Below are 25,122 nucleotides of genomic sequence, written 5' to 3' on the forward strand. Positions count from 1 at the left end.
GTCCGCATTTATTTATGATAAAAGCACAACAAAAAAGGCACCTCCCTAATGAGAAAGCACCTACTTAAAGCTGTTATTTACAGCTTTCCTTAGCAATAAATATCTCTTTTTCACTTTTTGGAAACGTTGCTTATAGCGCCTCTATTTTAATATCATCTATACCCATCGTTGACCCCAATGTTATAGCGAATATATTGATAACATTTTTGTTAGATACTCCTTCGTAAGAGTAAGTTTGGGCGCTATTCATATTCACACTGCCTGTATTAATCCTAATATAATCCGCATTATTGATGGAAACATTACCTACACCTGAAGCTCTAAAAGTTACTTTATAGCGTTGCCCATTAGAAACGCCTGGAACATCTCTTTCTATGAATCCAATGTCACTGATAACACCTGACCCTGGAATGGACGAAGTATTCTCCCCTGATTGAATATGAATATACTTATTTCCATTAACCGTTCCAACAGATGCATAATCATACGACCACCCTAATAGACCCGCATCAAAAGTTTCTTGAAAAACAGTGGTACTAGCGCTTACAGGAGTGGAGAGACCGCTGTATTGGCTTGCAAATGGTGAAAGAACCACCCCAACAGACAGTACTCCGATAATTAAACGTTTTACTAATACTTTTTTCATTTTCCTCACCCTCTCTTGTCATTATTTTCCTTACCCTCTTATTCTAACCTTTTTTCAGGTAAATATCTGTGTACAAAAAATGAATTATAGATATAAAAGCCGAAAAAGAAAACGCTTTCATAATATTGCCTATAAAGCCCTAAGTAATGAAAGCAATCCTAATTACTTAAAACAACAAATACCATCTATTACTATCAAATATATATACAAAAAATTCGTGGTACCTCTTCATCACGAGAGGCACACACGAATTTTTCTAGTCTTTATAAATTGATTTTGTTTTATTCAGCCATGCGTAGCCTAGTCCGATAACGAGACCCCCGCCGACGTAGTTTCCGAGTAGCGCTAATGATAGATTCGTTGTTACGCTGCTCCATGTCATCGCATCTAAATGACCGCCTGAGGCAAAGAATGCCAAGGAGAATGACGAGAAGTTGGCGATAACGTGCTCGAAGCCTAGGAAAGCAAAGATGAAAATAATGAAAACCATCGCAAATATTTTACCTGCATCGTCTTTCATCCGCATCGTACAAATAACTGCCGTATTTACAACAATATTCGCGAATATCGCTTCAATAAAGATTTGGAGCGGTTCTTTTTCGAGTTTGCCAGTAACGGCTGTGAATAAGAAATGATCCGCTGGTAACGCGTGAAATGCAGATGTGAGTGACATCAAATATCCAGCTAAAATACCACCAATTAAATTACATAATATACAAAAGAATAAAATACCTAAAGCTTTACCGGGTTTAATGATTTTTTGGTAGACACCTGTTGTCATATACATCATGTTACTTGTACCGAGCTCGGCGTTCATATAAATAATCATTACAAGTGACCAGCTGAACATGAATGCATAAGTAATTTTGCCGAGTCCGTGAGCGATGTGATCTACCTTATCGCCAATCATAACCGCAACCGCTGTTCCTAATGTTAAAAATAAACAAGCCAGTATAGCGCGGAAAATATAGCGGGCAACACTATGGTGCACAAGGTCGATCTTCTTACGCGTACTATAATCGATTTTCTGCATCAATGTACTATTTTCTGAGTCCAAATTCTTCATCTCCATTAATCAGTTTTCACAACTTTACTATTGTAGCACGAAATGTATCGATTGAAAATAACCATTTTAGAGATTTTCAAAGTTTTTCTGAAAAGTTACTGAAACCGATTTATTTTATGAATCTAGACTACCATTCCCATTGTGAATGCCAGCTAAACATGAAAACATGTATCGATGCACCTCAAATCCCTCTCCTTTTGGGCTCTTTTATTTCGCACGCCGCGTTTACGTTAAAAATCGATATAAAGTAATAATTGTCTCTTTTAATTTTAATTGGCATACTTTTAAAAACTGGTTGGCATTAAAAATAGATATTATTCCCAATTAATTATGTATAAAGAACTGTTTATATAGGTATATTTTCATTTATTAAATACAAAAATGAGAATATAGCTACAGAAAACTTCTTGTTAGACAAAAGTCCAACCCCTGATTTCCCTTACAAAAATGTCAGGTTTCATCTAGTATTTGTATGTTATACTCGAGGCCACTATTAAATAGAAAGAAAAGAGGTTAAAAGATGAAGAAAATAAAGGTACTGTTCCTTCTAGCCACGGTATGTCTTGGTATTTCAATATCATTAAAAGTTGTTCATGCAGCCAGCGACCCTGTAAAACCAAATGTTATTGATATTTCTAAGTGGCAAGATCCTAAAAACATTGATTTTAAAAAATGGAAAGAACAAGGTATAGAAGCGGTGATTATTAAGCTCACAGAAGGAATGGAAGATGATCAACCCGTTTTAAATCCGCAGGCTGAAGAACAAATAAAGGGCGCACTTGAAGCCGGAATTAGAGTGAATTTTTATCATTACAGTTGGATGAATAGTATCCAGAACGCCAGAGAAGAAGCTGATTGGTTTGCTAAGATAGCAAATAATTTAAACGTACCAAAAGACTCTGTTATGGCACTAGATTTAGAAGGTAATGCTCTGACGAAAGATCGCCAAGAACTGACTGATCAAGCCAATGCCTTTTTTGATAGAATGAGAGAACATGGCTACCAAAAATTAGATGTGTACGCCTCTTTATCATGGTACCAAAATCGATTTTATCCGGATCAATTATCCATAAGTAATTTCTGGCTAGCTTATTGGCCTGAAACACCTATAGAGCCCCCGTTCCCAGTTGGTTTATGGCAATTTGCAAGCGATTATCGGTTAGATGGCTACGATGGGCTTCTTGACGCTAACATTGACTATACAGGCTTTTACACCGGCAAGAAAATAGAAATACCTGATAATTTGGAGGAACAAAAAGTTTTAGCTGCTATTAAAGCATTGTTTCAGAATCAAAATGAAAACGGAACCCTTTTAGAGGACACCGATCAAGCTAAAATTGATAATGTTTCCCAACTATTGTCCTCACTGAAAGAATCTGATCAAAAACAAGCGTTTCAAAAGTTATTAGATGAAGCTCAGCGACAGTTAAAAGAAAGAAACGCAGATATGGAAAATCAACTTGCAGCTGAAAAAGCTATAAAAAATTTATTTGAGGGACAACAACTAGGTGGTAGTATTAAAGAGAATGTGAATAAAGAACTTATAGATCATGTTCAATATTTAATTAGCCAAATGAATGATAGCCCACAAAAAACAGAATTCCAACAAGCTTTAAACCTTGCAAAACAACAAGTATTAGAAAAAGAAAGACAACGTATAACAGAAGACGCAATTAAGAATTTATTTGAAGGACAACAACTAGGTGGTAAAGTGAAAGACACCGTGAGTAGCGATATGATTGACCAAGTACAGTTGTTGGTAAATGAAATCACAGACACAAAACAAAAAGAACGTTTGCAACAGTTATTGAATGAAGCTTCTAGGCAATTAGATAATCGAAAAGAGAAAGAAAAGGCACCAGCGGTCTCGGAAGAAAATAAAAATTTGCATAACAGCGCTCAAACTAGTGCAACAGAATTATCTCACCCACCAAAAAAGGTAAACCCACAAACGATGTCAAACAATGTGAATAAAGGTACCTCTGCAAATAGTATCTCACCTGTAAAATATGACGATGCGATAAATAAAATTCCTCAAACCGGTGATGAGAACAACCAGTTTATACTACTATTAGGCTCAATCCTCACTATTTTTGGAGGAATTCTCTTTAGAAAAAGCATACAATAATCGCAAACCATCTCCATAAAAAGCGAAAATGAAAAATTAGATGCAAATATTGACTATGTTAGCTTCTCATCATAAAAATAAAGGAGCGATATCAATGAAAAAAACTATAAAATTAACATTAATCATCTGCTTAGTAGCTGTAATAGTTGGTATAAAACAGGAAGATGCCTTTGCCTCTTCTATTAAGCCACCTGTCATTGAACCCACTATTGAGAAGCGCCCAGCGTTTGAAAATATTCCTAATTTCCCCAAACTTCCGTATCGAAATGGTATCGGGAAACCAGAAGGCATCGTATTGCATTCTACTGGAGACACTAGCAAAAGCTTAGACGAATGGATTCAATATGAACAAGAAACTTGGGAAAATGCCTTTGTTCATGCGTTTGCAGATGCTGACCACACCGTCGAAATTGCTAACACCGATTATCTAGGTTGGGGCGCTGGAGCAATCGCTAATAAACGTTTTATCCATGTCGAGTTAGTGGAATACCCCGATGGGACATCTAAAGAAACTGTCTTAAAATCTATCGAACAATATGCTAATTACGTGGCGCATATGCTCCATCAATACAACCTAGGGGCACCTGATTTGATGGACGACAATGGGCTAGGAAATATGATTACGCACAGAGGCGTCTCAGAATTATTAGGTGGAACAACACACACAGATCCCTTCAACTATCTCCCAAAATGGGATATACCTATTTCATATGTAGTAGACCGAATCCAGTATTACTATAATAAGGAGCTTACAAACTAAATACTTTGTACACAGTGAAGCACACAAATGAAGAAGAAGGAGGATTATAAATAATGGTCATTCTAAGAAAATCATTTTACGTTATGCTCGCAAGTGTTGTAGCTTTAGTCATGGTCACCTGTTCCCCAAGTCAAGAAAAAGCGCTGGCCCAATCAAAACCAGAAGCCAAAACCGCGTCAGACACAACTGCTCAGCTCAAAAATTTAGAAAAGAAGTACCAAGCTACATTAGGTGTTTACGCCATTGATACTGGGTTTGGTGAGACATTCGCTCACAATGGAGATCAACGCTTTGCCTTTGCTTCCACTATTAAGGCATTTCTGGGTGGCATATTACTTAAAAACCTCTCCTGGGACGAGCTAAATAAAACGATAATGTATACAAAAGACGATCTAGTCAGCTATTCACCTATCACAGAGCAACATGTGGACACGGGCATGGCATTGAAAGATATTATCAGTGCCGCCATCGAATATAGCGACAATACTGCCGCTAATCTTATGTTCAACCAATTAGGTGGTCCTAAAGGTTTTCAAGAACAATTGAGACATTTAGGCGATACCGTCACGGATTCTTCCCGGATTGAAACAGATTTAAATAGCGCCATACCAGGTGATATAAGAGATACAAGCACCCCTAAAACGATGGCCGAAAACTTAAAGAAATTGCTTTTTGAGGACAAACTAGCGCCAGATAAGTTAAAGTTTTACAATCAAATTCTGATAGGAAATGCTACGGGCGATACGTTAATCCGAGCTGGCGTTCCAGCAAATGTAAAAGTTGGCGATAAATCAGGTGCTGCTTCTTTTGGAACGCGCAATGATGTTGCCGTTCTGTACCCACCGCATAGAAGCCCGATTATCTTAGTCGTCTATTCGAATAAAGCAAACGAAGACGACGAATATGATGATGCGCTTATTGCAGACGCAGCTAGAGTAATGAGTAGCCACTTTGGTTTATCCAATTAGTTAGTTCAACTAAAAATTCGATTATCTCAGAAAAAGGTTGCTAAACCCTGCCACTAATAATGGCAATAGTTTAGCAACCTTTTTTGGTACTCTTGGTAAACATAACCGATTGATTTTTCATTGCGCGACCATCATTTTAACTATTTATCTGTTTACCTTATTGACATTTATTCAAAATAGCAAGATAGTCTATTAATGATAATAAAATCATGTATGAAAATAAAAAATAAAAATGCTAAAATACAGTTTATAGATACGTTAAGTAAGCGCTCACTATAATAGGTGATAAAAAAAGTAGCTGTTTAACTAAACGCAACATTGTAGTTTTAGTCCACGTTAGAATTAAAGAGTGAGTAGCTGGCTGATCTTCTTGAGGCTTTGATTTTTTGAGAAAATATACTGTTTATTCGTTACATCTTGTTTTAGTGTGTTCACTTGATTTTCGCAATTTTGTTGCTGTTTCCGAAAAATTTTAGGGCTTACTCCATAAAAACGTTTAAAGGAACTATTTAGATAACGCAGATCTGAAAAACCACAAAGGCCACAAATGGTTAAAAGTGTATTCTCTGTATGAATTAATAGATATTTCGCCTTTTCACACCGAAGAAGATTTAAATATTCTTGGAAAGTGACACCAAAGTTTTCATGAAAAAAATGAGATAAATAGGTAAATGAGAGCGCTTCTTTTTTGGCAATATCAGAAAGTAGTAGTTTTTCCTGATAGTTTTTTGAAATGTAATCGCTTATTCTTTTAATTCTTTCAAGCTTCAGTAGCAGTTGATTTTTGTTCTCTTCCTTTATTTGCTTGTGAGGGACGAGTTTTATTAAATCAAACATAATAATGGAGGAAAAACCATGACAAAGCAGCGAAAAGTATTCTTCTTCTTTAAAGTAGGCTTGACTGGCTAATAATATGTTCTCTAATAAGCGTTTACCAGTCTCGGAAGTTTCTAAAGCGATCGGCGTTGTATCGAAATAAACCTCATTGATTTGAGGAAAAAAAGCTTCAAAAATTTTGGGAGAAAACTGAAAAATTAACAGTAGCGCAGAGTTTTTTGAATGTAGTTCGTGTAATTGGCAGGAGTTTAAAACAAGAAAGTCTCCTTTTTCCAGTGAAATTTTCTTGTTATTTGTCACAATATTTAAGGAACCACTCAATAGATACACAACTTCAATATCCATGTGTAGGTGCGTACTACGATAATGCATCTCAATCAAAAAAACATGAATGTCTTGTACTTTACTATGTTCAATCAGTTCGAATTCAGTTGTCATGTTCCTTCCCTCCTCAATATTCTTACTATAAGCGAAATTGAAAGCGGAAGCAATATATAATTTTTATCATCAAAGGAGGAAATTAATAACGCAATCATTGTTTATACTACTAAAAATGGGGGATATTTATGAGATTATCAAAAAATTTAATTTATTTTTTCGGAGCTTTAGGTGGATTATTATTTGGTTATGATACAGGAGTCATTGCTGGGGCACAAATTTTTATTCAGGATGAGCTTCAATTAAGTAATGGCGAGATTGGATTTGTCGTTAGTTGTATTTTGATTGGGGCGGTTGTAGGGGCGGTCTTAATTTCACCGTTATCTGATAGATATGGCCGTAAGAAAATGGTTATTTTGACTGCTTTTATTTTCTTTGTGGGGGCTTTGGGCAGTGCATTGTCGCCTGATGTGACGGCCTTAATTATTTCGCGGATGTTCTTAGGGATAGCGGTTGGTGGAGCCAGTGCACTCGTTCCAATGTACTTGGCCGAATTGGCACCAGCGAATCAACGCGGGAGCTTATCTTCTTTGAATCAGTTGATGATCATGATTGGTATGTTGCTCGCTTACATTGCGAATTACGTTTGGCGAGATTCACCAATTGGTTGGGAATTGATGTTAGGTTTTGCTGCGGTACCTGCACTCGTTCTGTTTATTGGTGGGATTTTGCTACCGGAATCTCCACGTTACTTGGTGAAAGTCGGCAAACGAGAAGAAGCGGAAGCAATCTTACTCAACATTCGAAGCAAGTCAGAGGCCGAGGCGGAAATCCTTGAAATTGAGGAGCAGAGCCATATCGAAAAAGGTCGTTTGAAAGATGTCTTTTCAAAATGGGTGCGTCCATCCGTGATTGCAGCATTTGGTTTGGCTATTTTGCAGCAGTGGATGGGTTGTAATACGGTCTTTTATTATGCGCCGCGTATTTTAATGAGTGGTGGGACGGACGCTACTTCGGCGATTCAGACGCAAATTTTTCTAGGTATTTTTTATGTTATTGTAACTGCTGTAGCCGTGTCGTTGATGGATCGCTTTGACCGGAGAAAAGTTCTGATGGTCGGGGCTTTGGCGATGGGAGTTTCGTTCTTTGCTTTGTCTGCGGCGTTCCATTTAGAGGCGGATAAACCTGGATTCCATCTGTTCACCTTTATTTTCCTAGCTACTTATATTTCAAGTTTTTGTGCGACGTGGGGACCGGTTATGTGGGTTATGATTGGCGAAATCTTCCCGCTACAAATTCGTGGTTTAGCCGTTGGTATCGCGTCGTTGGTGAACTGGGTAGCTAACTGGACCGTTTCTGTTAGTTTTCCGGTTTTAGAAGAAACGATAGGAAATGTGACGCTATTTATCATTTTCGGATTGGTTTGCTTAGCCGCGGTATTCTTTGTTAAACGCTTTGTATTCGAGACGCGAGGTTATACGCTCGAGGAGATTGAAGAAGCGTTAGTGAAAAATGAGACGAAAGCATTGAATAATAAAAATAAGACTTCTGCTGCTAGAGCGATTTAGTGGCCGTCAAAAAAGGTCAAGTAGCGGTGAGCTATTTGACCTTTTTAAAATACATTTTTAAGCGTTCACTGTACTTTTTTCTGGTAAGATTCGTGTTCCTGCGCGGCCTGCTAATGCTTCTACTGCAGCGTCTAGTGAGCAAATGATGGCTTCTTTTCCAGATTCGGCAAAGGCAATCGCTGCTTCCATTTTAGGTCCCATGCTACCGTCTGCAAAATGGCCTTCTGTCATGTATTGTTTTGCTTCGTTGACGGGAACGCCTTCTAATTTTTGTTGGTTTGGTTCCCCGAAATGTAAGTACACGTTTGTCACATCAGTTAGGATCATGAAAACGTCAGCTTCGACTTGTTCGGATAAGCGTAACGCGGAACGGTCTTTGTCGATCACTGCTTCAACGCCTTTTAGGTCGCCTTCTTCGTTTTGAACGACGGGGATGCCGCCTCCGCCCGTGGAAATAACGACGGTATCTGTGGCTACGAGCTGTTTAATCGCTTCGACGCCGTGGATTTTTTGTGGTTGTGGAGATGGGACAACGCGGCGGTATCCTCGTCCGGCGTCTTCTGCCATCTCCCAACCTTTTTCGGCAGCGAGTTGGACGGCTTCTTCGTGCGTATAGAAAACACCGATTGGTTTTGTCGGGCTTTGGAACGCGGGGTCGCTCGCGCTAACTTCGGTTTGTGTTAAAAGCGTGATGACGTTTGTTGGTAGTTTTTTGCGTGCGAGTTCGTTTTTTAGTGATTGCTCCATCATGTAACCGATGAAACCTTGTGATTCTGCGCTACACGCGTCGATCGGAAGCGCTGGAACGAATTCTTTGGCTTCTTCATTTTGGCGTAAAATATTGCCGACTTGCGGTCCGTTTCCGTGTGTGACGATGACTTTATGCCCAGCTTCTGTGATTTCAGCGATTTTGGCACAGCTGTCTTCTACGTTTTTGAGTTGATTGGCAAATGTTGCTTCTTGGTTCGGTTGCAAAATCGCATTGCCGCCAAGCGCTATTACTACTCGTTTTCCCATTGAAAATTCCTCCTTTAATCCGAGTGCGACACCTGCGATCGTGTCTATTCCCGATGTGTGTCCGTACTGATAAATTTGTTGCGTGATTCCGCTTGTTTCTGCGCCTGTTTGGAACGCTTGATATAGTGCTAAAAGTGAATCGCTAAATTCGTCGTTTAACGCGTATTTTAAATAGGTTTGGCTGATATCTGTTGTTAGTTGTTCTGTCGTGATTAGCCGCGTCAGGATTTGCCTGAAGGCGGTTGTCGTATTCCCAACGAGCAAAATACCGACGAGCAGATCATCTCCTGATGGCGTCAAACCATTGCCACGTCCCAAAAAATATCGCAACGTCTTCTCGATGAGCGCGGAATCTGTTGTACGTATTGCTTTTGCTAGATCTTGAATCGCCGCTTGTTCTATTAATTCTCGAAAGGAAAAACCTAGCCCCGTCTGCTTTTCTTCTTGCAAAACTTGCGATAAAAAAGCGGGACTCGGCTGGATTTCTACTTTTTTGCGTGTGCTTGTGTATTTTGGAGTAAGATTGAGCTCTATTTTGAGCGATGATGCATGGTGAAGAAGTACGCCGGCTTCGTAAGTGAGTTGTTGGTTTACTCGCATCGTAGCGATTAACGTGGTGACGTCTGATGGTGCGATCTGGACGGCGAATGGTAACTTGCCATTTTTAGCTGTGCCGATGAAAATCAGATTTCCCGCATTTTCAAGGTTTATCCCGTTTTGAAAAATGCTATGGACGCGCCATACTTGGTCTGTGACGAGTAGATCAGCGACATTTTGAGCGAGGTTTGTTGCTTGAATGAGCGGCATACTTCTTCCTCCTTCCTTTTATACGGTTAAACCCAGCTTCTCTGCATAGGCTGTGATTGCTTTTTCAAAACAGGCAACGGGGGGATTTACGGTTCCTGCGCCGATTTGGCCGATACCAGCTTTTTTATGAGCAATTCCGGTATTGATGACTGGTGTAATGCCAGTTTCGACGACTTTGCGGGCATCGATACCAAGACAGATCCCTTGAAAATCCCATGTTGGAACGGTGAAATTCGGATTTTGATCGATCACGATTTCAAGCATTTCGTTGCTTATTTTCAGGGCATCGCCAAATCCGCCGGTTCCGACAAAACGAGTGACGGCAGGTGCAGCAATCATCGCCATACCTCCGACGCCGAATGTTTCGGTAATCGCGCTGTCACCAATGTCTGGATTCGCATCCTCGCCGGAATAACCTGTGAAATACAGGCCTTGTGGTGTGTTGACGGGTGCTGTGAACCATTCGTCACCCATGCCGCTGATACGGATACCGAAGTTTTCACCGTTACGACACATTGCGGTTACAATCGTCCCCTCTTTAATCATCCGCGCGCCGTCCATCACTGCTTTTGCTGACGCCATCATGATATTAAGGAAAAATTGATCGGTATCCGCGAGGAATTGGATGACTTCTTGGCGTTCTTTTTCATCGATTTCTAGGCTCACAATAATCGGGCTAACTTCTTTTAAAAATACGAGTGAAGCCGCGATATTGCGTTGGTGGAACTCGTCTCCCATCGCGATTGCTTTAGCCACGATTACGTTCAAGTTCATGCCTTCGTCCAATGTTTGGAGCGCCTTGCTAAGCACTGGACCGAGCACGTCACGCATCCAGCGCAAACGATTCACGACTTCTTCTGAATAAGCGCCAAAACGAAGCACAGCACCAATTCCTTCATTCATCGTACAGTAAGCGCGATTGCCGTCTGTACGGTTTTCCACAACAACGACTGGCATGTTCGCTGAGGTAATGCCGCCCATTGGTCCGACTGCATCTACGTGATGACATGGAATAAACTGCACATCCCCACGGTCAAGCATCGCACGCGCGTCTTCTTCACTGCTTGCCCATTCTTCAAATAACGCTGCTCCCACGCATGAACCCTGCATCGGGCTCGTCATGTTCTCCCATTGAATCGGAGGACCCGCGTGAAGTAACACACGTCCTTCATTTAGTTCAGAAATCACGGATTTTGCTGGTACGACATCTAATAAAAATGGTGCCGAAGCGACGATTTTGTCCGCTACTGCGCGGTTAGCTTCATCGATTGTATGATAGTTTGTCATTCTTTTTCCTCCTTTAAAAAATTTATTTCACGTCCGCCGTCTCTGCGCGGTAACTGTTCAAGAATTGCAGTACTTTTTGCAGTTTTGCGTCGCCGCCTGCAACTGGGCGCCAATCGAATTGCACGACACGTCCACCTGTTTCGGTAATAGCTTCTGCAAAACTTTTTAGTCCGACATTGATGACGCGTGGTTGTTTCGCAAGGAGGTCAAGCATGGCATCTGATGCCTCTAAAGATTGTGCTACTGGCGCATCATTTTCTGTTTCGCGAATCGCTTTATCTTCGTCTACAACCTCGTATCCAACAATCGCAAGTCCCGTTCTCACCGCTTCATTATTGCTATCCTTCACGATAACGCCCGCATCGATCAATGTTTGGCGTTGCTCGTGATAGTCTTGCGGATCTTGAAGCGTCCCACAAACCGTTCCAATAACAGCAAGTTCACGTCCGGCCGCTTTCGCTTTGGCAATCACAAGCTTAATCGCTGGCGCCAATTGCCCCGCCATGTCTTCATGTGAGCCATAACCGAGCACCACATCTAGCAAAATAACCGCTGTTTCTGGGTCATTCGCCGCGTCTTCGATGAATGCGATTCGTTTCTCAGGATCAATCATTGGATGCGGTTTTCCTTGCGTGTAAATATCATCGCCAAGATCGATAACTTCGTGCCCTTCTGTTTTCAAAATGTAGCCGTCTTGCTTGATCAGGCCTTCTTTTAAAGCCAACGCATCCGCGATAAGCATTGCCGCTTCAGAAGCTAGCGTCCCGCCGGAGTAGTAACCTTTCATATGTTTTTGCTCTGGTGTAAGCGTGATTTCTGGTTTCGTAATCTGGCTCGTTGTCGCCGTTACCGTTTGTCCTTTTGCCAATGCAACAGCAATGCGTGCCGTTTCTTCTAACGTATAGGCGTGGTATAAATTCGTCTCATGATACGTCGGTTTTTCACCCAAAAAGATGGTCACTGCAGGCTTCGTGATCGTGCGTAATAACGCTAAAACTTTATCGCGAATCACTTTTGCAGGTGGCTTAGAAATGACCACGATCACGTCTGTGTCTGCTTGCTTTTCAAGCGCTGCAATCGCGTCTAGCATCGTGATACCACCAACCGTTTCAGATAAATCACGCCCGCCTGTTCCAATCGCATTCGTCACGCCACCGCCAAGACGGTCAATAATCGTGGAAACTTCTTGAATTCCTGTTCCAGATGCACCGACAATGCCAATATTGCCGGGCTTCACTACATTTGTAAACGCCATCGGAACACCATTTACAATGCCCGTCCCGCAATCCGGTCCCATCACAAGCAACCCTTTATCATGCGCTTTCTGCTTCAAACGCAGTTCCTCTTCCATCGGCATATTATCGCTAAAAATAAACGCGTGCAACCCTTCATCAAGTGCGCGATCCGCTTCTGTCGCGGCGTAAGTACCTGGAATCGAAATAAGCGCCATATTGGCATCCGGATCAAGCTTCATTGCCTTATCCCATGTCCGCGCCGTTTCCGTCGTATTACTGCTTTCCTTCGTCGCCTGGCTCGCTAAAAACGCATCCACTTCTTCTAAAATTTCATTCAATTTCGAAGCATCATCCGTGTCCGCAACAATCGCCATATCGTTCGCCGAAGCCGCCTCCAGTTCCGCCGTCCGCAAGCCTGACGTTCCGAAAATATCCTTGTTCGCAGGCGTTCCCATCATGATAGAAACCCGGTTTACCCCGTCAATGGTGGATATTTTGTTCGTAAGTAGCATCAAAACGACCGAATCTTGATACGCATTTTCCTTAATAATCGTGTGTAGCATCGTTTTCTTCACCTCTCCTTATTCCGCAAATTTATTTTTTCCATCATAATTGTCAAAATGAATCGCATCCGAGATCAGGTACTCATAAATATCATCCACAATCTCGATACCGTTCTCTTCGTATGCCTTCTCGCGCAACCGTCCACGTTCGCCAGGATAATACACCCGATCCACGCCCGGCGCTGGTTTCACGGCCGTCACCTCATCCAGAACCTCCGACATGTTCGCCTTAAACGCCTCGATATCCGTAAAGAACGCCGGATTAATCACGATATGCAACTGTCCCAAATCGCGTCCTTTCGAAAGATCCGCGTACATCGAACTAACATGCTTCCCGAATGGCAATCCTAGCAAAATTCCCGACAACACGTCCACCATCATCATCAAGCCGTAGCCTTTTGCCCCAGCGATTGGCAATAACGCATTCACCTTCGCAGGATCCGTCGTTGGCGCCCCGTCCGCGTCTACCGCCCAAGTCGGCGGAATCGATTCCCCGCGCGATCGCGCATGAAGCACCTTGCCCCAAGCCTGAACCGTCGTCGCCATATCAAATGTCAACATGCGCCCATCATCCGTCGGCGCTGCAAACGCGATTGGGTTCGTCCCGAAATAATCTTCCGCACCACCAAATGGCACCACCATCGGGTCCGACTGGCAAACAGAAAGCGCTACAAAATCACAACTCGCCGCCTGTTCCACAAAATAAGCGAGCGCCCCGCTATGCGACATGTTTTTCACACCGACAACCGCGACACCATTTTTGCCAGCAATCCGGATCGCCTCTTCCATCGCCCGTTTTGCCGCCACATGCCCCGAACCATTGTCCCCATGAAAAATACCACTCGTTGGCCCCGTCTGCTCAAACCGGAAATTCGGCCGATTCGTGATGCCACCTTTGGCAATCCGCTCTGAGTAATATTCCACCCGAACCGCGCCATGCGAATGAATCCCGCGTGCATCAGCGAACGCCAACACATCCGCAACAATATCCGCGTGTTCTTCCGTCAAACCAGCCCGTTCTATTTTTGTTTGGATCAGCTGGTGCAAATCTTCTTTTGAAACTCGCATTCTGTTTACCTCCTCACTAGTCTTGCTCCACGAATAATCCCGCGTGATCGTACTGATCAAAATGAACCGTATCACTAATCAAATAATCATAGATATCTTTCACAATCGGAATTCCGGCGTCCGCATAATCCGTTTCCACAATCTCCGCTAACTCGCCTGGATACAACACTTGACTGAATCCTGGCGCGGCTTTTGTCGCGTGTAACTCGTCCACCATTTGCGCGATATTTTGCTTGAACTCCTTTAAAGACGTGAAGAAAGCCGGGTTAATCACGATATGCAGTTGCCCCAAGTTGCGTCCTTTCGTCAAATCCGTGTACATCGATGACACGCGTTTACCAAACGGTAACCCTAGCAAAATTCCCGATAAAATGTCGACCATCATCATCAAGCCGTATCCTTTAGGTCCTGCAACCGGAAGTAAAGCGTTGACGTGATGCGGGTCTGTCGTCGGCTCACCATTCGCGTCCACCGCCCAAGTCGGCGGAATATCCGCACCCTTCGAACGCGCATCCAAAATCTTGCCCCAAGCCTGAACCGTCGTCGCCATATCAAAAATAATCGGCTCACCGTCCATGCGCGGCGCTGCAAACGCGATTGGGTTCGTTCCAAAGTAAGGCTCTGCGCCACCAAACGGTACTACCATCGGATCTGATTGACAAACCGATATCGCCACCATATCTTGATCTGCCGCCTGCTTCACAAAGTAGGCCAATGCCCCACTGTGCCCCATTTCATGCACACCGACAATGCCAACACCCGTTTCCTGCGCCAAGCCAATCGCCTCATCCATCGCCTTGCGTGCCGCCACATGTCCGACGCCATTATCCGCTTCAAAAATACCTGAACTCGGCCCCGTTTTATTAAACTTGAAGTTTGGCGCAATCGTTGTGCCACCTTTGGCAATTCGTTCCGCATAATAGTCAACGCGAACCGCACCATGTGAGTGAATCCCGCGCGCGTCAGCAAAAGCCAGTGAATCTGCAACACCATCCGCATGTTCCTCAGAAAGCCCCGCCGCTTCTAATTTTTTCTGGATTAAATCATGTAAATCATGTTTTCTTACTCGAATCATTTGTGGCTCTTTCACACCAATTCCCTACCTTCTTATAATTGTGGATCGCGATTACAGTCTTTGGAATACAGATAACTAAACGCTTCGCCGCGTCCTACCGCATACGTTGCTTGTGGTACATACGCCCCCATGAATAAATAATCCCCTTTTTTCACTGGGACCCATTCGTTATCCAAGTTATATACACCTTCGCCCGATAACATATACGCGCCGTGCTCTTGATAATGCGTTTCAATATAACCATGACACGCGCCCGGTTCGAAGCTTAAAATATGGAAATTCATATCAAAACCAAGATCCGCTGGCAATAAATTTTGCAAAATAACATCTTCCATGCCTTCGTATGCGATTTTTTCGAGGTTGGCAACATTATCCACGACAACATGCGTGTCGTAACCCGCTACCGCCTCGTATTTCTTCTTATAAAGGAAAGCCTCACTGTTCGCGCCACCATTATCATTTTCAAATGTTAACATCACGCCTGCTGGGCAATAAATATAGCCACCTGCCGAAAGACTATGTTTCGCGTCATCCGCCCAAACCGTAATCTTACCTTCTAAACAATAGAAAAAAGTTTCCACGCCAGGTGCGCCGAAGCCCGCTTTATTTTGCCCATCACTGAGCAACGTAACAATATAATCCACAAAAGTCGCGCCCAATTTCGGCGTCGCTAGAATCGATAATTCACAGTTCAGAAACCCTGGAATAGCATTATTCACCAAACCGTCTGGCGGAATGATCGCGTAATTCGCGCGTTTAATCACGGATCTTGAAGCGAGAATATCGCTCACATAACCCGTATTCTTATTTCTATAACCCATTTTAAAAACCTCTCTTTTCCCCAATTATTTAGTACCTAACGTGTACTTGAGCCTGCCACTAAAATAAAGCGGAACGCAAATGTTTCAATCCTAGATAAAGCCCGGCAAGATGAATATTTGTCGTTCCGCTACTAATTATTATGCTACTTTTTTACTTTTAATATTTGCAATTAAGAATACAGTCGCCCCAATGACGAGGATGATCGCTGAAATATAGAAGCCCATTACTTTCGAGCCGGTGGAGTCAGAGATAACCCCTGTCAAAAACGGCGCGATAACGGACGAACTCATTCCGAAGAAGTTGAATACGCCAAACGAGGTACCGTATCCTTTTTTCGGCGCGCTATCTGCCACGTAAGAAATCAGAATCGGTTCTACTGCCAATTTCCCTAGCAATCCGTATAAAATCAAGCCGACAAGCAAGATGCCCGATGTTGGTGCAAGTACTGTCAACATGAGCATCAATGCCGCCGCAACCGTCAAGCTAACGATGAAACGAACTTTTTTCGTGCTGAATTTATCCGACATTCTACTGAAAAATAAGGCTCCGGGAATCGCGGAAAAAGCTACTAATGCTGCGGAGAATCCAATCGCAACGCCTTGGAATCCACGTTCTTGTTGTAAAAAGGATGGCAGCCATGTCACGACCATGTAATATCCATAACACGTTGCAAAATAAAGAATATAGGACGCAATCATCCGACCTGTAAACAAGTTTTTGATCGGAGCCTTTTCTTTCGGTGCCGCAGCCGCTTTGACCTTAGCTGAGCGATCCACTTTTGGTGAACTTTTAATCACACTTGCAAAAACAAAGATCATAACAACGATCAAACCAGCAATAATGAAAAGCATGATTTGCCAGTTCATTCCGACCGACTTCACGAGTAGGCTAGAAGCAATCAAGCCAACACCCATACCGAGCGCGGAACCACTATTAATGATCGCTGTCGAAAGTCCACGTTTTTCTGCTGGAATATTTTCAGAAGATAGCGAGTAAGCCGCACCGTAGTAAGAACCACAGCCAAGACCTGCAAGCAAGCTACCAAGATAAATCATTTCTAAGTTTTGCGCGGTACCAATCACAAGTGCCGCAATCGCAAATAGGGAGAAACCAGGAATCAGGACGACTTTCTTCCCAAATTTATCGACTAAAATCCCCGCTGGAATCTGCATTCCCGTGTATGCAAAAAAGTAAAAACTGGCGATCAAGCCCATCTGTGCATCAGAATGCTGTCCAATTGTTTGTTGAATTTCTGGAAAGATTGGTGTTAAGACACTCCGGTAAATCCAAATAACGACCCAACCTAAACATAAAATAATAATGATTTGCTGCCAATACTGGAGCCCCTTTTTCATTGTTGCCGTTTCGTTTTCCATTTCTATTCACTCCCTATGAAATTTAATCATTTTTTTCTTTGTGTAACGTCTATATCTTGCTTCCAACAAATCGAGCGCTTGCCACCGATTTACATGATGTATGAGCTGTCTATTATTTATATGCTAATTCGTATAGCGCCTCTGTTAATGCTTTCACGCCTTCAACCAAGTCTTCTGTTTTCGTGTCCTCGGCTGGATTGTGGCTAATTCCACCAATGCTCGGCACGAAGAACATCGCGGTTGGTACACGCGGTGCAAAAATTTGAGAATCATGTCCTGCGCCACTATGCATCACGCGGTAATTCAACCCTTCTTTCTTACAAACGTCTTCCAAAACAGATACGATACGCGGGTCCATCGGCACTGGCGCTTCGTCCATCCACAAATCAATGGAGATTTCGATCCCCATCTCCGCACAAATCGCCTTCATATCTTGCTCCACTTCTTTCGTAAAGCGATGCAACTCTGCCTCATCCGTATGACGACAGTCCATGGTGAACAGCGTCTCACCCGGCACAACATTGACCGTATTTGGCTTTGGCTCTACTTTTCCGAAAGTAAGTACGAGTGGATCGCCAATTTTTTTCGCCTTATCGATAGATTGCGTCACGATCTTGCTGAACGCATAAACCGTATCTTTCCGGTAGCCCATCGGCGTTGTCCCCGCATGATTTGACTCACCATTTAGCACAATCGTGTAGCGGCGTTGCCCAGCGATACTGTTCACCACACCGACCGCCTTACCTTCGTTTTCCAGTACTTTTCCTTGTTCGATATGAATTTCGACGAACGCCTTAATATCATCACGCAGCGGCTTCGTCTCATCTCGAAAATCAAAACCAGCGCCACGCATTGCATCCACGAATTTCACACCTTCAAAATCAGCAACGCCCGCCATTTCATCCTTATTAGCTAGTCCAAAGAAGTTCTTGCTGCCCCAGAAAACATACGGAAAACGGCTTCCTTCTTCTTCCGCCATCGAGATAACTTCGAGGTTACGAAGTGGCTGACCGTGCTTTTCTTTCAAATATTTAATCGCTAAATACGCGGCTAAAACGCCAAATTGACCGTCTAATTTTCCACCATTGACCACCGTATCGATATGAGAACCAGACATAATCGTCTCGTCCTTATATGTAGACCCTTCCACACGACCAAAAAGATTACCAATATCATCGAAGTACGTCGTAAAGCCGGCTTCATCCATCTTCTTCTTCACGCCTTGTTGCGCTTCCACCCAATAGTCCGAGTAAAGCAAACGCGTCGTTCCCCCTGTTGGATCAGCACCAATGCCTGAAAGCCATGTCACATTATCTGCTACGTCTTTAAAAATTTTGTCCATCGTTAAAGTCCACCTTTCGTCATTCTCAAGCGATTTATACGCTACTATCAAAGTGTAAGCGTTTTAAGTTCTGATTGCATCGTTTAAAAGCGATAAAAACCCCGCCCACTTTTTGTTCATTATGACTAATTAAGGGATTGAAATTGTTAATATTGATTATACTAGCCAACCATCTCATTAGCAAAAGTCCGCACTAGTGCAACGTTTACTCTCCATTATGTATCTTCTCCTACTTCAAAAAAAGAAACCAAGACAAGATCCCATACCTATAGGGGAATCTCGTCTTGGTTTCGCTAGCCTTATACGATTGTTCTTATGTGTGTACTAAAATCTTTGCTGTTTGAACAACATGTACAGCCCGTTTTCTTAGTTCATCAAGTCAATCGTGTTGACGATGTTGTAACCAGCGTCTAATGCTAGAATTTCGACTTTATCTGTGGCATTGGCGACAAATCCTGCAATGTTGCCGAGGTCATAATCAGTTTCGCCAGGCAGAAGGTTGATATTTTTCTTGATCGCTCCGGTGCCACCTTCTGGTGTGACACGTAGGCGCACACGGGCAACGTTCGTACCAACTGTACCGGTAATCGCGGTGGTATCGCCAAATGTGTACGAGACAGGCCCGGTTAACGTGTTATCCAATGCTGCGGCTGGGTTCACGGTTACCGTAATCGTGTTGATGATATTATAGCCTTTGTCGAGCGCTACGATTTGCACGACGCCGGATGTATCTTTGACTAAACCGGAGATATCACCGAGGCTATAGCTACCTGCACTTGGCGTTGTTTGGCGCACGACCGCCATGTTGTTCACATCACTTCCTGTACGCAGACGAACAATGGCTACGCCTGTACCCGTATCACCCTTGACCGCTGTTTTATCGCCAACGGTATACTCGCTTGGACCGGTGAGTTTATTGTCGACGGTTGGTGCTTTCACTGTGACTTTGAGGGTTTTCACGATATTATACTTCGCGTCTACGCCTAAAATTTCGACGGTGCTTGTTGCATCTGTTACGAGTGTGGAAATATCACCGAGGTCATAATTACCGGCGGAGCGGGTTGCTTGACGGACAATCGTTCCTGTTGTTTGACCTGCAGGTGTGACGCGGAGGCGGACATACGCTATATTTGTACCGTATTCACCCTTGACCGCTGTTTTATCCCCAATCGTGTAGGTTGCTGGACCTGTTAGCTTGTTATCGAGCGTGTCTTTATTGATGGCTACAACGACCGTGTTGACTACGTTATATTTCGCATCGACGGCAATGATTTCAAGTTTTTGTGTCGTGGCGTCGACGTACGTCGAGATATCACCCAGGTTGTAGGCGTTGCTTGACGTCGTTGTGCTCACTTGTTTCTTGATCGTCACATCACCGCTCGCCCCTGTCACACGTAAACGAACATAGGTTACATTGGCGCCGTAAGTGCCGGTGATATTCGCTTTGCTACCAAGGTCATACGTTTCTGGCCCTGTCAAACTATAATCGAGAACAACCGCTGTGACGGTCTTGCTCGCACTCGACGTTTTGCTATTGCTTGCTTTGGTCACCGTTGCAGTTATCGTCGTATTGGCTAGTTGTTTCGCGATGGCTATTTGGTATTTACCATTCCCGTCCGTCGTGCCAGAAGCAAGGATTGTCGCGCCCTTTGTGATAACGACGGCGCTGTTTGGTTCGCCTGTTCCAGATACACTCGTGGAATTCGTGTTCAGCGCGTTAAGCGTCGTTGCCTTGATGCTGTTATCGACGATATTGGTGCTCGCACTTGATGTTTTGCCATTCGCTGTCACGGTTGCTGTGATGGTAGCGCCTGCGGCTTGTTTGGCGATACTCAGCGAGTAGGTACCAGTGCTTGATACGCTACCAGAAGCGATTTGTGTCGCGCCATTCTTGATGACGATCGTCCCGTTCCGTTCGCCTGTTCCAGATACTAGGATCGAATCAGTGGTTAAGGCACCGATCGTCGTAGTAGCGATTGGTATCGTTTGTGTTGCCGTGGATGTTTTGCCATTGCTTGCTTTCGTCACGGTTGCCGTAATGGTAGAACCACCCGCTTGTTTCGTGATGTTGAACAAGAATTTGCCATCGCCCGCTACGCTACCAGAAGCGATTTGCGTGTCGCCGTTTTTAATAACGATCGCCGCGTTCGGTTCCCCTGTTCCCGTTATCGTCGTGGAATTGCTTGTTAGGGCATCCATCTTCGTAGGCGCAATGCTACTATCAGCGACCACTTGGCTTGCGCTCGATGTTTTGCCATTGCTTGCTTTGGTTACGGTCGCGGTAATCGTTGAGCCGGCCGCTTGTGGCGTCACGTAGAACAAGTACTTGCCATCGCCCGCTGTGGAGCCGGAAGCAATTTGCGTGCTGCCATTTTTGATAACAATCGCGCTGTTCGGTTCGCCGACACCCGTCACACTGGTGCTATCTGTTGTCAGGGCGCCCATCGTCGTTTGGGCAATCGCGTTATCTACAACGGTCGTGCTCGCACTCGAGATTTTACCGTTGCTTGTTTTGGTTACGGTCGCGGTAATCGTCGAGCCACCCGCTTGTGGTGTCACGAAGAACAAGAATTTGCCATCGCCTGCTGTGGAGCCAGAAGCAATTTGCGTGCTGCCATTTTTGATAACAATCGTAGCGTTCGGTTCGCCGGTGCCGCTCACTGTCGTCGAGGCCACGGTCATTGCATCAATTTTTGTCGTGACAATACTCGTATCTTGGACGGTTTTGCTGGCGGACGATGTTTTGCCATTACTTGCTTTGGTCACGGTCGCGGTAATCGTCGAGCCAGCCGCTAGTTTCGTGATGTTAAACAGGTATGTGCCATCACTCGATACGCTGCCAGAAGCAATTTGCGTGTCGCCGTTTTTGATCACAATCGCGCTGTTTGGTTCGCCGAAACCAGAGAGAGTAGTGCTCTCTGTCGTCAGGTCGCTCAACGTCGTTGGAGTGATCGCTTCGAATAAGGTGTTGGCTTTCGTGATATCCGCTTGCATTGCTGTTTTCTCAGCACTTGCTGGTAGCGCATTGACTTTCGCACTGGCATCGTTGATCATCGCTTGCGTAGTGCTCGGTTTTAATTTGGTATTCGTTGGTGCATCGCTAAAGAGCGCATCGACACTTGCTTTCGCCGTTTTTTTCGCATCGAGTTCTGTTTGTGCTTTATCCACGTGTGTTTGGAGCTCCGCTTTCTTCGTCGTATCCGTCACGGCATCGACTTTCAGTTGCGCCGCGTCTATTTTGGCTTGTGTCGTCGTATCTTTGATGTGATTCGCTGGGTTGTCACTGATGAATAAGTCATTCACCGATGTCGTCGCGGCTGTGGCAGCTGTGCGTGCGTTGAGTTCATTTTGCGCCTTCGTCACATAGCCTTGTAATTCGGTTTTTTGTGTCGCATCATTCGTGATGGCGTTCACTTTGGCTTGGGCATTGTCGATCGTTGCCTGCACCGTGGTATCTTTGATGTGATTCGCTGGGTTGTCACCAATAAATAGGTCATTGACAGAAGTACGGGCGATCACTACCGCGGAACTGGTAACTGTTACAGGGATTGTTTTCGCAAGAGAAGTATTGCCTACTGGTGTAACTGTAATCGATGCCGAACCTGAGGCAACAGCTGTCCATTTACCTGTGGCATCTACTGTGATCACATTGGTATTACTAGAGGCATACGTCACTTGTTGAACCGCCTGTGCAGGAGTAATAGAGCTGGTTATAGTGCCAGTCGCGCCTTCCACCGCGTCGATCTGTGTTTGACCTAGATTTAATGCGGTAGGCGTATACGAAACAACAGGTGCTACTTCTACATTTTTAAAACCTTTTAACAGAATACGATTGTCGGAAGCGGCCAGTACCCGGACTATCCTTGATCCATTGACTGACGCTTGGTTGACATTCACACTAAAGTAACCTTGTGCATCTACAAGAAAAGTCCCTGTTTGACTCTGTACAGTGTACTGAGGTGAAGAGTTAAGAAACTGCACATATACCCACGTATTATAATACGCAGGATCATCAATTTTACCACTGATCTTGGTAGCATCTGTTCGATACGTATCCAGATATCCTTCTACTGCCTCATAATCAACAACACGACTCGCGGTAACACCATTAGCCCCTTCGACAGTAGCAACACTAAAAGACGTTGCTCCTACCCATAGACCACCGACTGGAAGACCAACTTGACCTGTCCCAAATGAATAATTGCCGGATGCATCTGCTGTTGTAATTCTAGTATACAGGACCACGGGGCTACCACTAGTATAGTCCCTAACGGTTAATCTCACCTGTTGATTCCCACCACCTGGGATTGTGCCACTAACTTTATCAAGACCCCAATCCAGTATATTCATGACACTCGCTTGTGTTGCCTTCAAGTTAGCCGACAACTTATTCTCCGCGGCATGTGTTTGTACTGGTGGTAATGCTGTTAATACCGTACTCGCGATTACATTGGTTGCGAGTAACGCGATCGCTATTTTTTTCATATTCTTCTTCATTAGTGTAATTCCTCCATTTTTGTTTACTGTTGGTATTTGGCTCCTCTTATTTTCCATCCTTGCGCCCCCGTTATTTTCTTCTTAAGTTTCTGCTGCAACCTCCTTTTCCACCCTAGTCTATTACGCTGGTTTTGGAAATATTAGTTACCATCACTTTCATACCACTCTTCTACTCTATCAGCTTTCCAAACTTAAAAAATACATTTCTTCCGCTTCACGAAGCTTTTTTGTGACTACTTTGTTAATTTTTTATTTCCCTATTCATCGCCTAGAAATATGAATCGGCAGGTTTTCATTGAGAATTTCTTCAAGCTATGCTACGCTTTTTCTATCCATAATAAAGGAGATGACCCCATTGCAAACCATTATTTTCGCGCAAAAAAATAACGTCGAACTAAAGGGCGACTTCTATCCAAGTCCGCGTTCTGACGCATCGAAAACGATTATTTATTTTCATGGTGGGGGCTTGATTTGGGGGCTTCGCAATGATTTGCCCGAGACGTATCGCAATCTTTTTCTCGAAGCTGGCTATCATTTTTTCGCCGTCGATTATCGTTTGGCACCAGAAACGAAACTACCTGCACTTTATGAGGATGTGCAAGATGCGATTTTGTGGTTTGAAGCCAATGCCCGCGCGGCGTTTGGTGTCTCGAACGCTTTTATTTTGTTCGGTCGTTCTGCTGGCGCCTATTTAGCACTCCAAGCAGCGGCTGATGCTACGCTTCCAAACGCCGACGCTGTATTGTCTTTTTATGGCTATGCGTCGATTGCTGGCTCTTGGTATCAAAAACCGAGCGCGCATTATGCTAAACTACCAGCGATTCCAGTCGATTTAAAAAAGGCATTGGTTCAGCGTCATGAACTGGCAGAAGGCTTCATCGAAAAACGCTATGCGCTCTACATATACTGTCGGCAAACGGGGACCTGGCTCGATGAAGTATTTGGATCGCATCAAGATAGCGACTTGGATGCTTTTTGCTTGGAGGAGATGCGCGACTTTAGTTTCTTGCCTCCTGTATTCATTGCGCACAGTACTGCGGATCAAGATGTCCCATACAGCGAAGCCGAAAAAATTGCCCAGACAACCTTCCAAAATGAACTTTTCACAGTACGCGATTTGGAGCATGATTTTGATAAAAATATCGATGACGGCTTGCCGGCCTATCAACAGGCATTGCGCTTTTTAGAAGCGTATAAATAAAGAGTAGTGGGAGAAATACGATACAACATCGTGTTTCCCCACTACTCTTTATTTGATCAACAACACAGGAAAGGTTGCATCCTCTATTATCTTTTTCGCAACGCTACCAATCGTTACTTTCTGCATGAGAGACAAGTCGTGATGCCCCATAATGATCATATCAAGCTTGCCATCGTTTGCGTATTTCGTGACTTCTTTTGCAGGGAAACCGTTCAAGATCGCTGTTTTATACCCAAATCCAGCCGCTTCAAGTACCGTGCCTTTTTCCGCTAGCATTTTTTGTGCATCCGTTATCAAGTCACCTTCTAGATCCACGCCAACTTCGATGTCCTCCGCAATCCCTTTCATATTGACGACATGAATCAACGTAATCTCAGGTGGTACCGCGAATTCCCGACACAGCCCAATCGTTTTTTCCATGATCTTTTTTGATAGTTGGTCGTCTGCAATTAATACTCCGATTTTCATTCGAATCCCTCCA

At 43.8% G+C, this 25,122-nt stretch carries 18 protein-coding genes and 1 pseudogene; 5 read left to right on the forward strand and 14 right to left on the reverse strand.

The features are described from left to right. Positions 1–130: 130 nt before the first annotated feature. Complete coding sequence (locus HCJ54_RS02250; protein ID WP_187136474.1) at positions 131–646, reverse strand: hypothetical protein; 516 nt, start codon at positions 644–646, stop codon at positions 131–133. Positions 647–902: 256 nt separating this feature from the next. After that, a complete protein-coding gene (locus tag HCJ54_RS02255) occupies positions 903–1,703 on the reverse strand; it encodes a formate/nitrite transporter family protein (protein WP_187136475.1) in 801 nt (266 codons plus the stop codon). Between the two features lie 529 nt (positions 1,704–2,232). Here HCJ54_RS02255 and HCJ54_RS02260 point away from each other — a divergent pair. The 3 genes from HCJ54_RS02260 (at position 2,233) to bla (ending at position 5,568) form a co-directional block, all read left to right on the forward strand. Further along, a complete protein-coding gene (locus HCJ54_RS02260; protein WP_187136476.1) occupies positions 2,233–3,840 on the forward strand; it encodes a GH25 family lysozyme in 1,608 nt (535 codons plus the stop codon). A 94-nt stretch (positions 3,841–3,934) separates the two neighbouring features. Further along, positions 3,935–4,600, forward strand: coding sequence for a peptidoglycan recognition protein family protein (locus tag HCJ54_RS02265; RefSeq protein WP_187136477.1), 666 nt, complete (start codon positions 3,935–3,937; stop codon positions 4,598–4,600). Positions 4,601–4,653: 53 nt separating this feature from the next. Beyond that, entirely contained in the window at positions 4,654–5,568 is a 915-nt protein-coding gene (gene bla / locus HCJ54_RS02270) for a class A beta-lactamase (RefSeq protein WP_222712941.1), read from the forward strand. A 342-nt stretch (positions 5,569–5,910) separates the two neighbouring features. Here the strand turns inward: bla and HCJ54_RS02275 are convergent, their stop codons facing one another. Next, the gene (locus tag HCJ54_RS02275; protein WP_187136478.1) at positions 5,911–6,843 is read right to left on the reverse strand and encodes a helix-turn-helix domain-containing protein; all 933 of its coding nucleotides are present in this window, start codon (positions 6,841–6,843) and stop codon (positions 5,911–5,913) included. Positions 6,844–6,971: 128 nt separating this feature from the next. On the opposite strand from HCJ54_RS02275, the gene HCJ54_RS02280 reads away from it, so the two are divergent. Then, a complete protein-coding gene (locus tag HCJ54_RS02280) occupies positions 6,972–8,351 on the forward strand; it encodes a sugar porter family MFS transporter (RefSeq protein ID WP_187136479.1) in 1,380 nt (459 codons plus the stop codon). A gap of 57 nt (positions 8,352–8,408) precedes the next feature. Here HCJ54_RS02280 and arcC read toward each other — a convergent pair whose 3' ends face one another. The 10 genes and pseudogenes from arcC to HCJ54_RS02325 all read right to left on the reverse strand — a co-directional run bounded on the left by arcC (position 8,409) and on the right by HCJ54_RS02325 (position 23,440). Next, positions 8,409–9,368: a carbamate kinase gene (gene arcC, locus HCJ54_RS15415; protein WP_244966885.1), complete on the reverse strand. Its 960-nt coding sequence runs from the start codon at positions 9,366–9,368 to the stop codon at positions 8,409–8,411. A gap of 27 nt (positions 9,369–9,395) precedes the next feature. Next, positions 9,396–10,175 (reverse strand): annotated as a pseudogene (locus tag HCJ54_RS15420) (oxamate carbamoyltransferase subunit AllH family protein); the annotation flags it as partial. Positions 10,176–10,193: 18 nt separating this feature from the next. Next, complete coding sequence (locus tag HCJ54_RS02290) at positions 10,194–11,462, reverse strand: YlbE family protein (protein ID WP_185411781.1); 1,269 nt, start codon at positions 11,460–11,462, stop codon at positions 10,194–10,196. A gap of 22 nt (positions 11,463–11,484) precedes the next feature. After that, positions 11,485–13,260 carry an acyl-CoA synthetase FdrA gene (gene fdrA, locus HCJ54_RS02295; protein WP_187136549.1) on the reverse strand — a complete coding sequence of 592 codons (1,776 nt, stop codon included), beginning with the start codon at positions 13,258–13,260 and terminating at the stop codon, positions 11,485–11,487. A gap of 18 nt (positions 13,261–13,278) precedes the next feature. Continuing rightward, entirely contained in the window at positions 13,279–14,328 is a 1,050-nt protein-coding gene (gene allD, locus HCJ54_RS02300) for an ureidoglycolate dehydrogenase (protein WP_187136481.1), read from the reverse strand. A gap of 16 nt (positions 14,329–14,344) precedes the next feature. Then, positions 14,345–15,400, reverse strand: a complete 1,056-nt coding sequence (allD, locus tag HCJ54_RS02305) for an ureidoglycolate dehydrogenase (RefSeq protein WP_185411785.1) — start codon at positions 15,398–15,400, stop codon at positions 14,345–14,347. Between the two features lie 35 nt (positions 15,401–15,435). Next, entirely contained in the window at positions 15,436–16,224 is a 789-nt protein-coding gene (gene allE / locus HCJ54_RS02310) for a (S)-ureidoglycine aminohydrolase (RefSeq protein WP_185411778.1), read from the reverse strand. A 138-nt stretch (positions 16,225–16,362) separates the two neighbouring features. After that, the gene (locus HCJ54_RS02315) at positions 16,363–17,601 is read right to left on the reverse strand and encodes an MFS transporter (RefSeq protein WP_187136482.1); all 1,239 of its coding nucleotides are present in this window, start codon (positions 17,599–17,601) and stop codon (positions 16,363–16,365) included. Positions 17,602–17,713: 112 nt separating this feature from the next. Then, positions 17,714–18,943, reverse strand: coding sequence for an allantoate deiminase (gene allC, locus HCJ54_RS02320; protein WP_187136483.1), 1,230 nt, complete (start codon positions 18,941–18,943; stop codon positions 17,714–17,716). 366 nt (positions 18,944–19,309) lie between these two features. Continuing rightward, positions 19,310–23,440, reverse strand: coding sequence for a beta strand repeat-containing protein (locus HCJ54_RS02325; protein ID WP_187136484.1), 4,131 nt, complete (start codon positions 23,438–23,440; stop codon positions 19,310–19,312). A gap of 355 nt (positions 23,441–23,795) precedes the next feature. Between HCJ54_RS02325 and HCJ54_RS02330 the strand changes: the two genes are divergently transcribed. Continuing rightward, the gene (locus tag HCJ54_RS02330; protein WP_187136485.1) at positions 23,796–24,641 is read left to right on the forward strand and encodes an alpha/beta hydrolase; all 846 of its coding nucleotides are present in this window, start codon (positions 23,796–23,798) and stop codon (positions 24,639–24,641) included. Between the two features lie 48 nt (positions 24,642–24,689). On the opposite strand, the gene HCJ54_RS02335 is transcribed toward HCJ54_RS02330, so the two are convergent. After that, positions 24,690–25,109, reverse strand: a complete 420-nt coding sequence (locus tag HCJ54_RS02335; RefSeq protein WP_185411760.1) for a universal stress protein — start codon at positions 25,107–25,109, stop codon at positions 24,690–24,692. Between the last annotated feature and the right edge of the window lie 13 nt (positions 25,110–25,122).

This window comes from Listeria grandensis, assembly GCF_014322885.1.
GTDB lineage: Bacteria > Bacillota > Bacilli > Lactobacillales > Listeriaceae > Listeria_A > Listeria_A grandensis.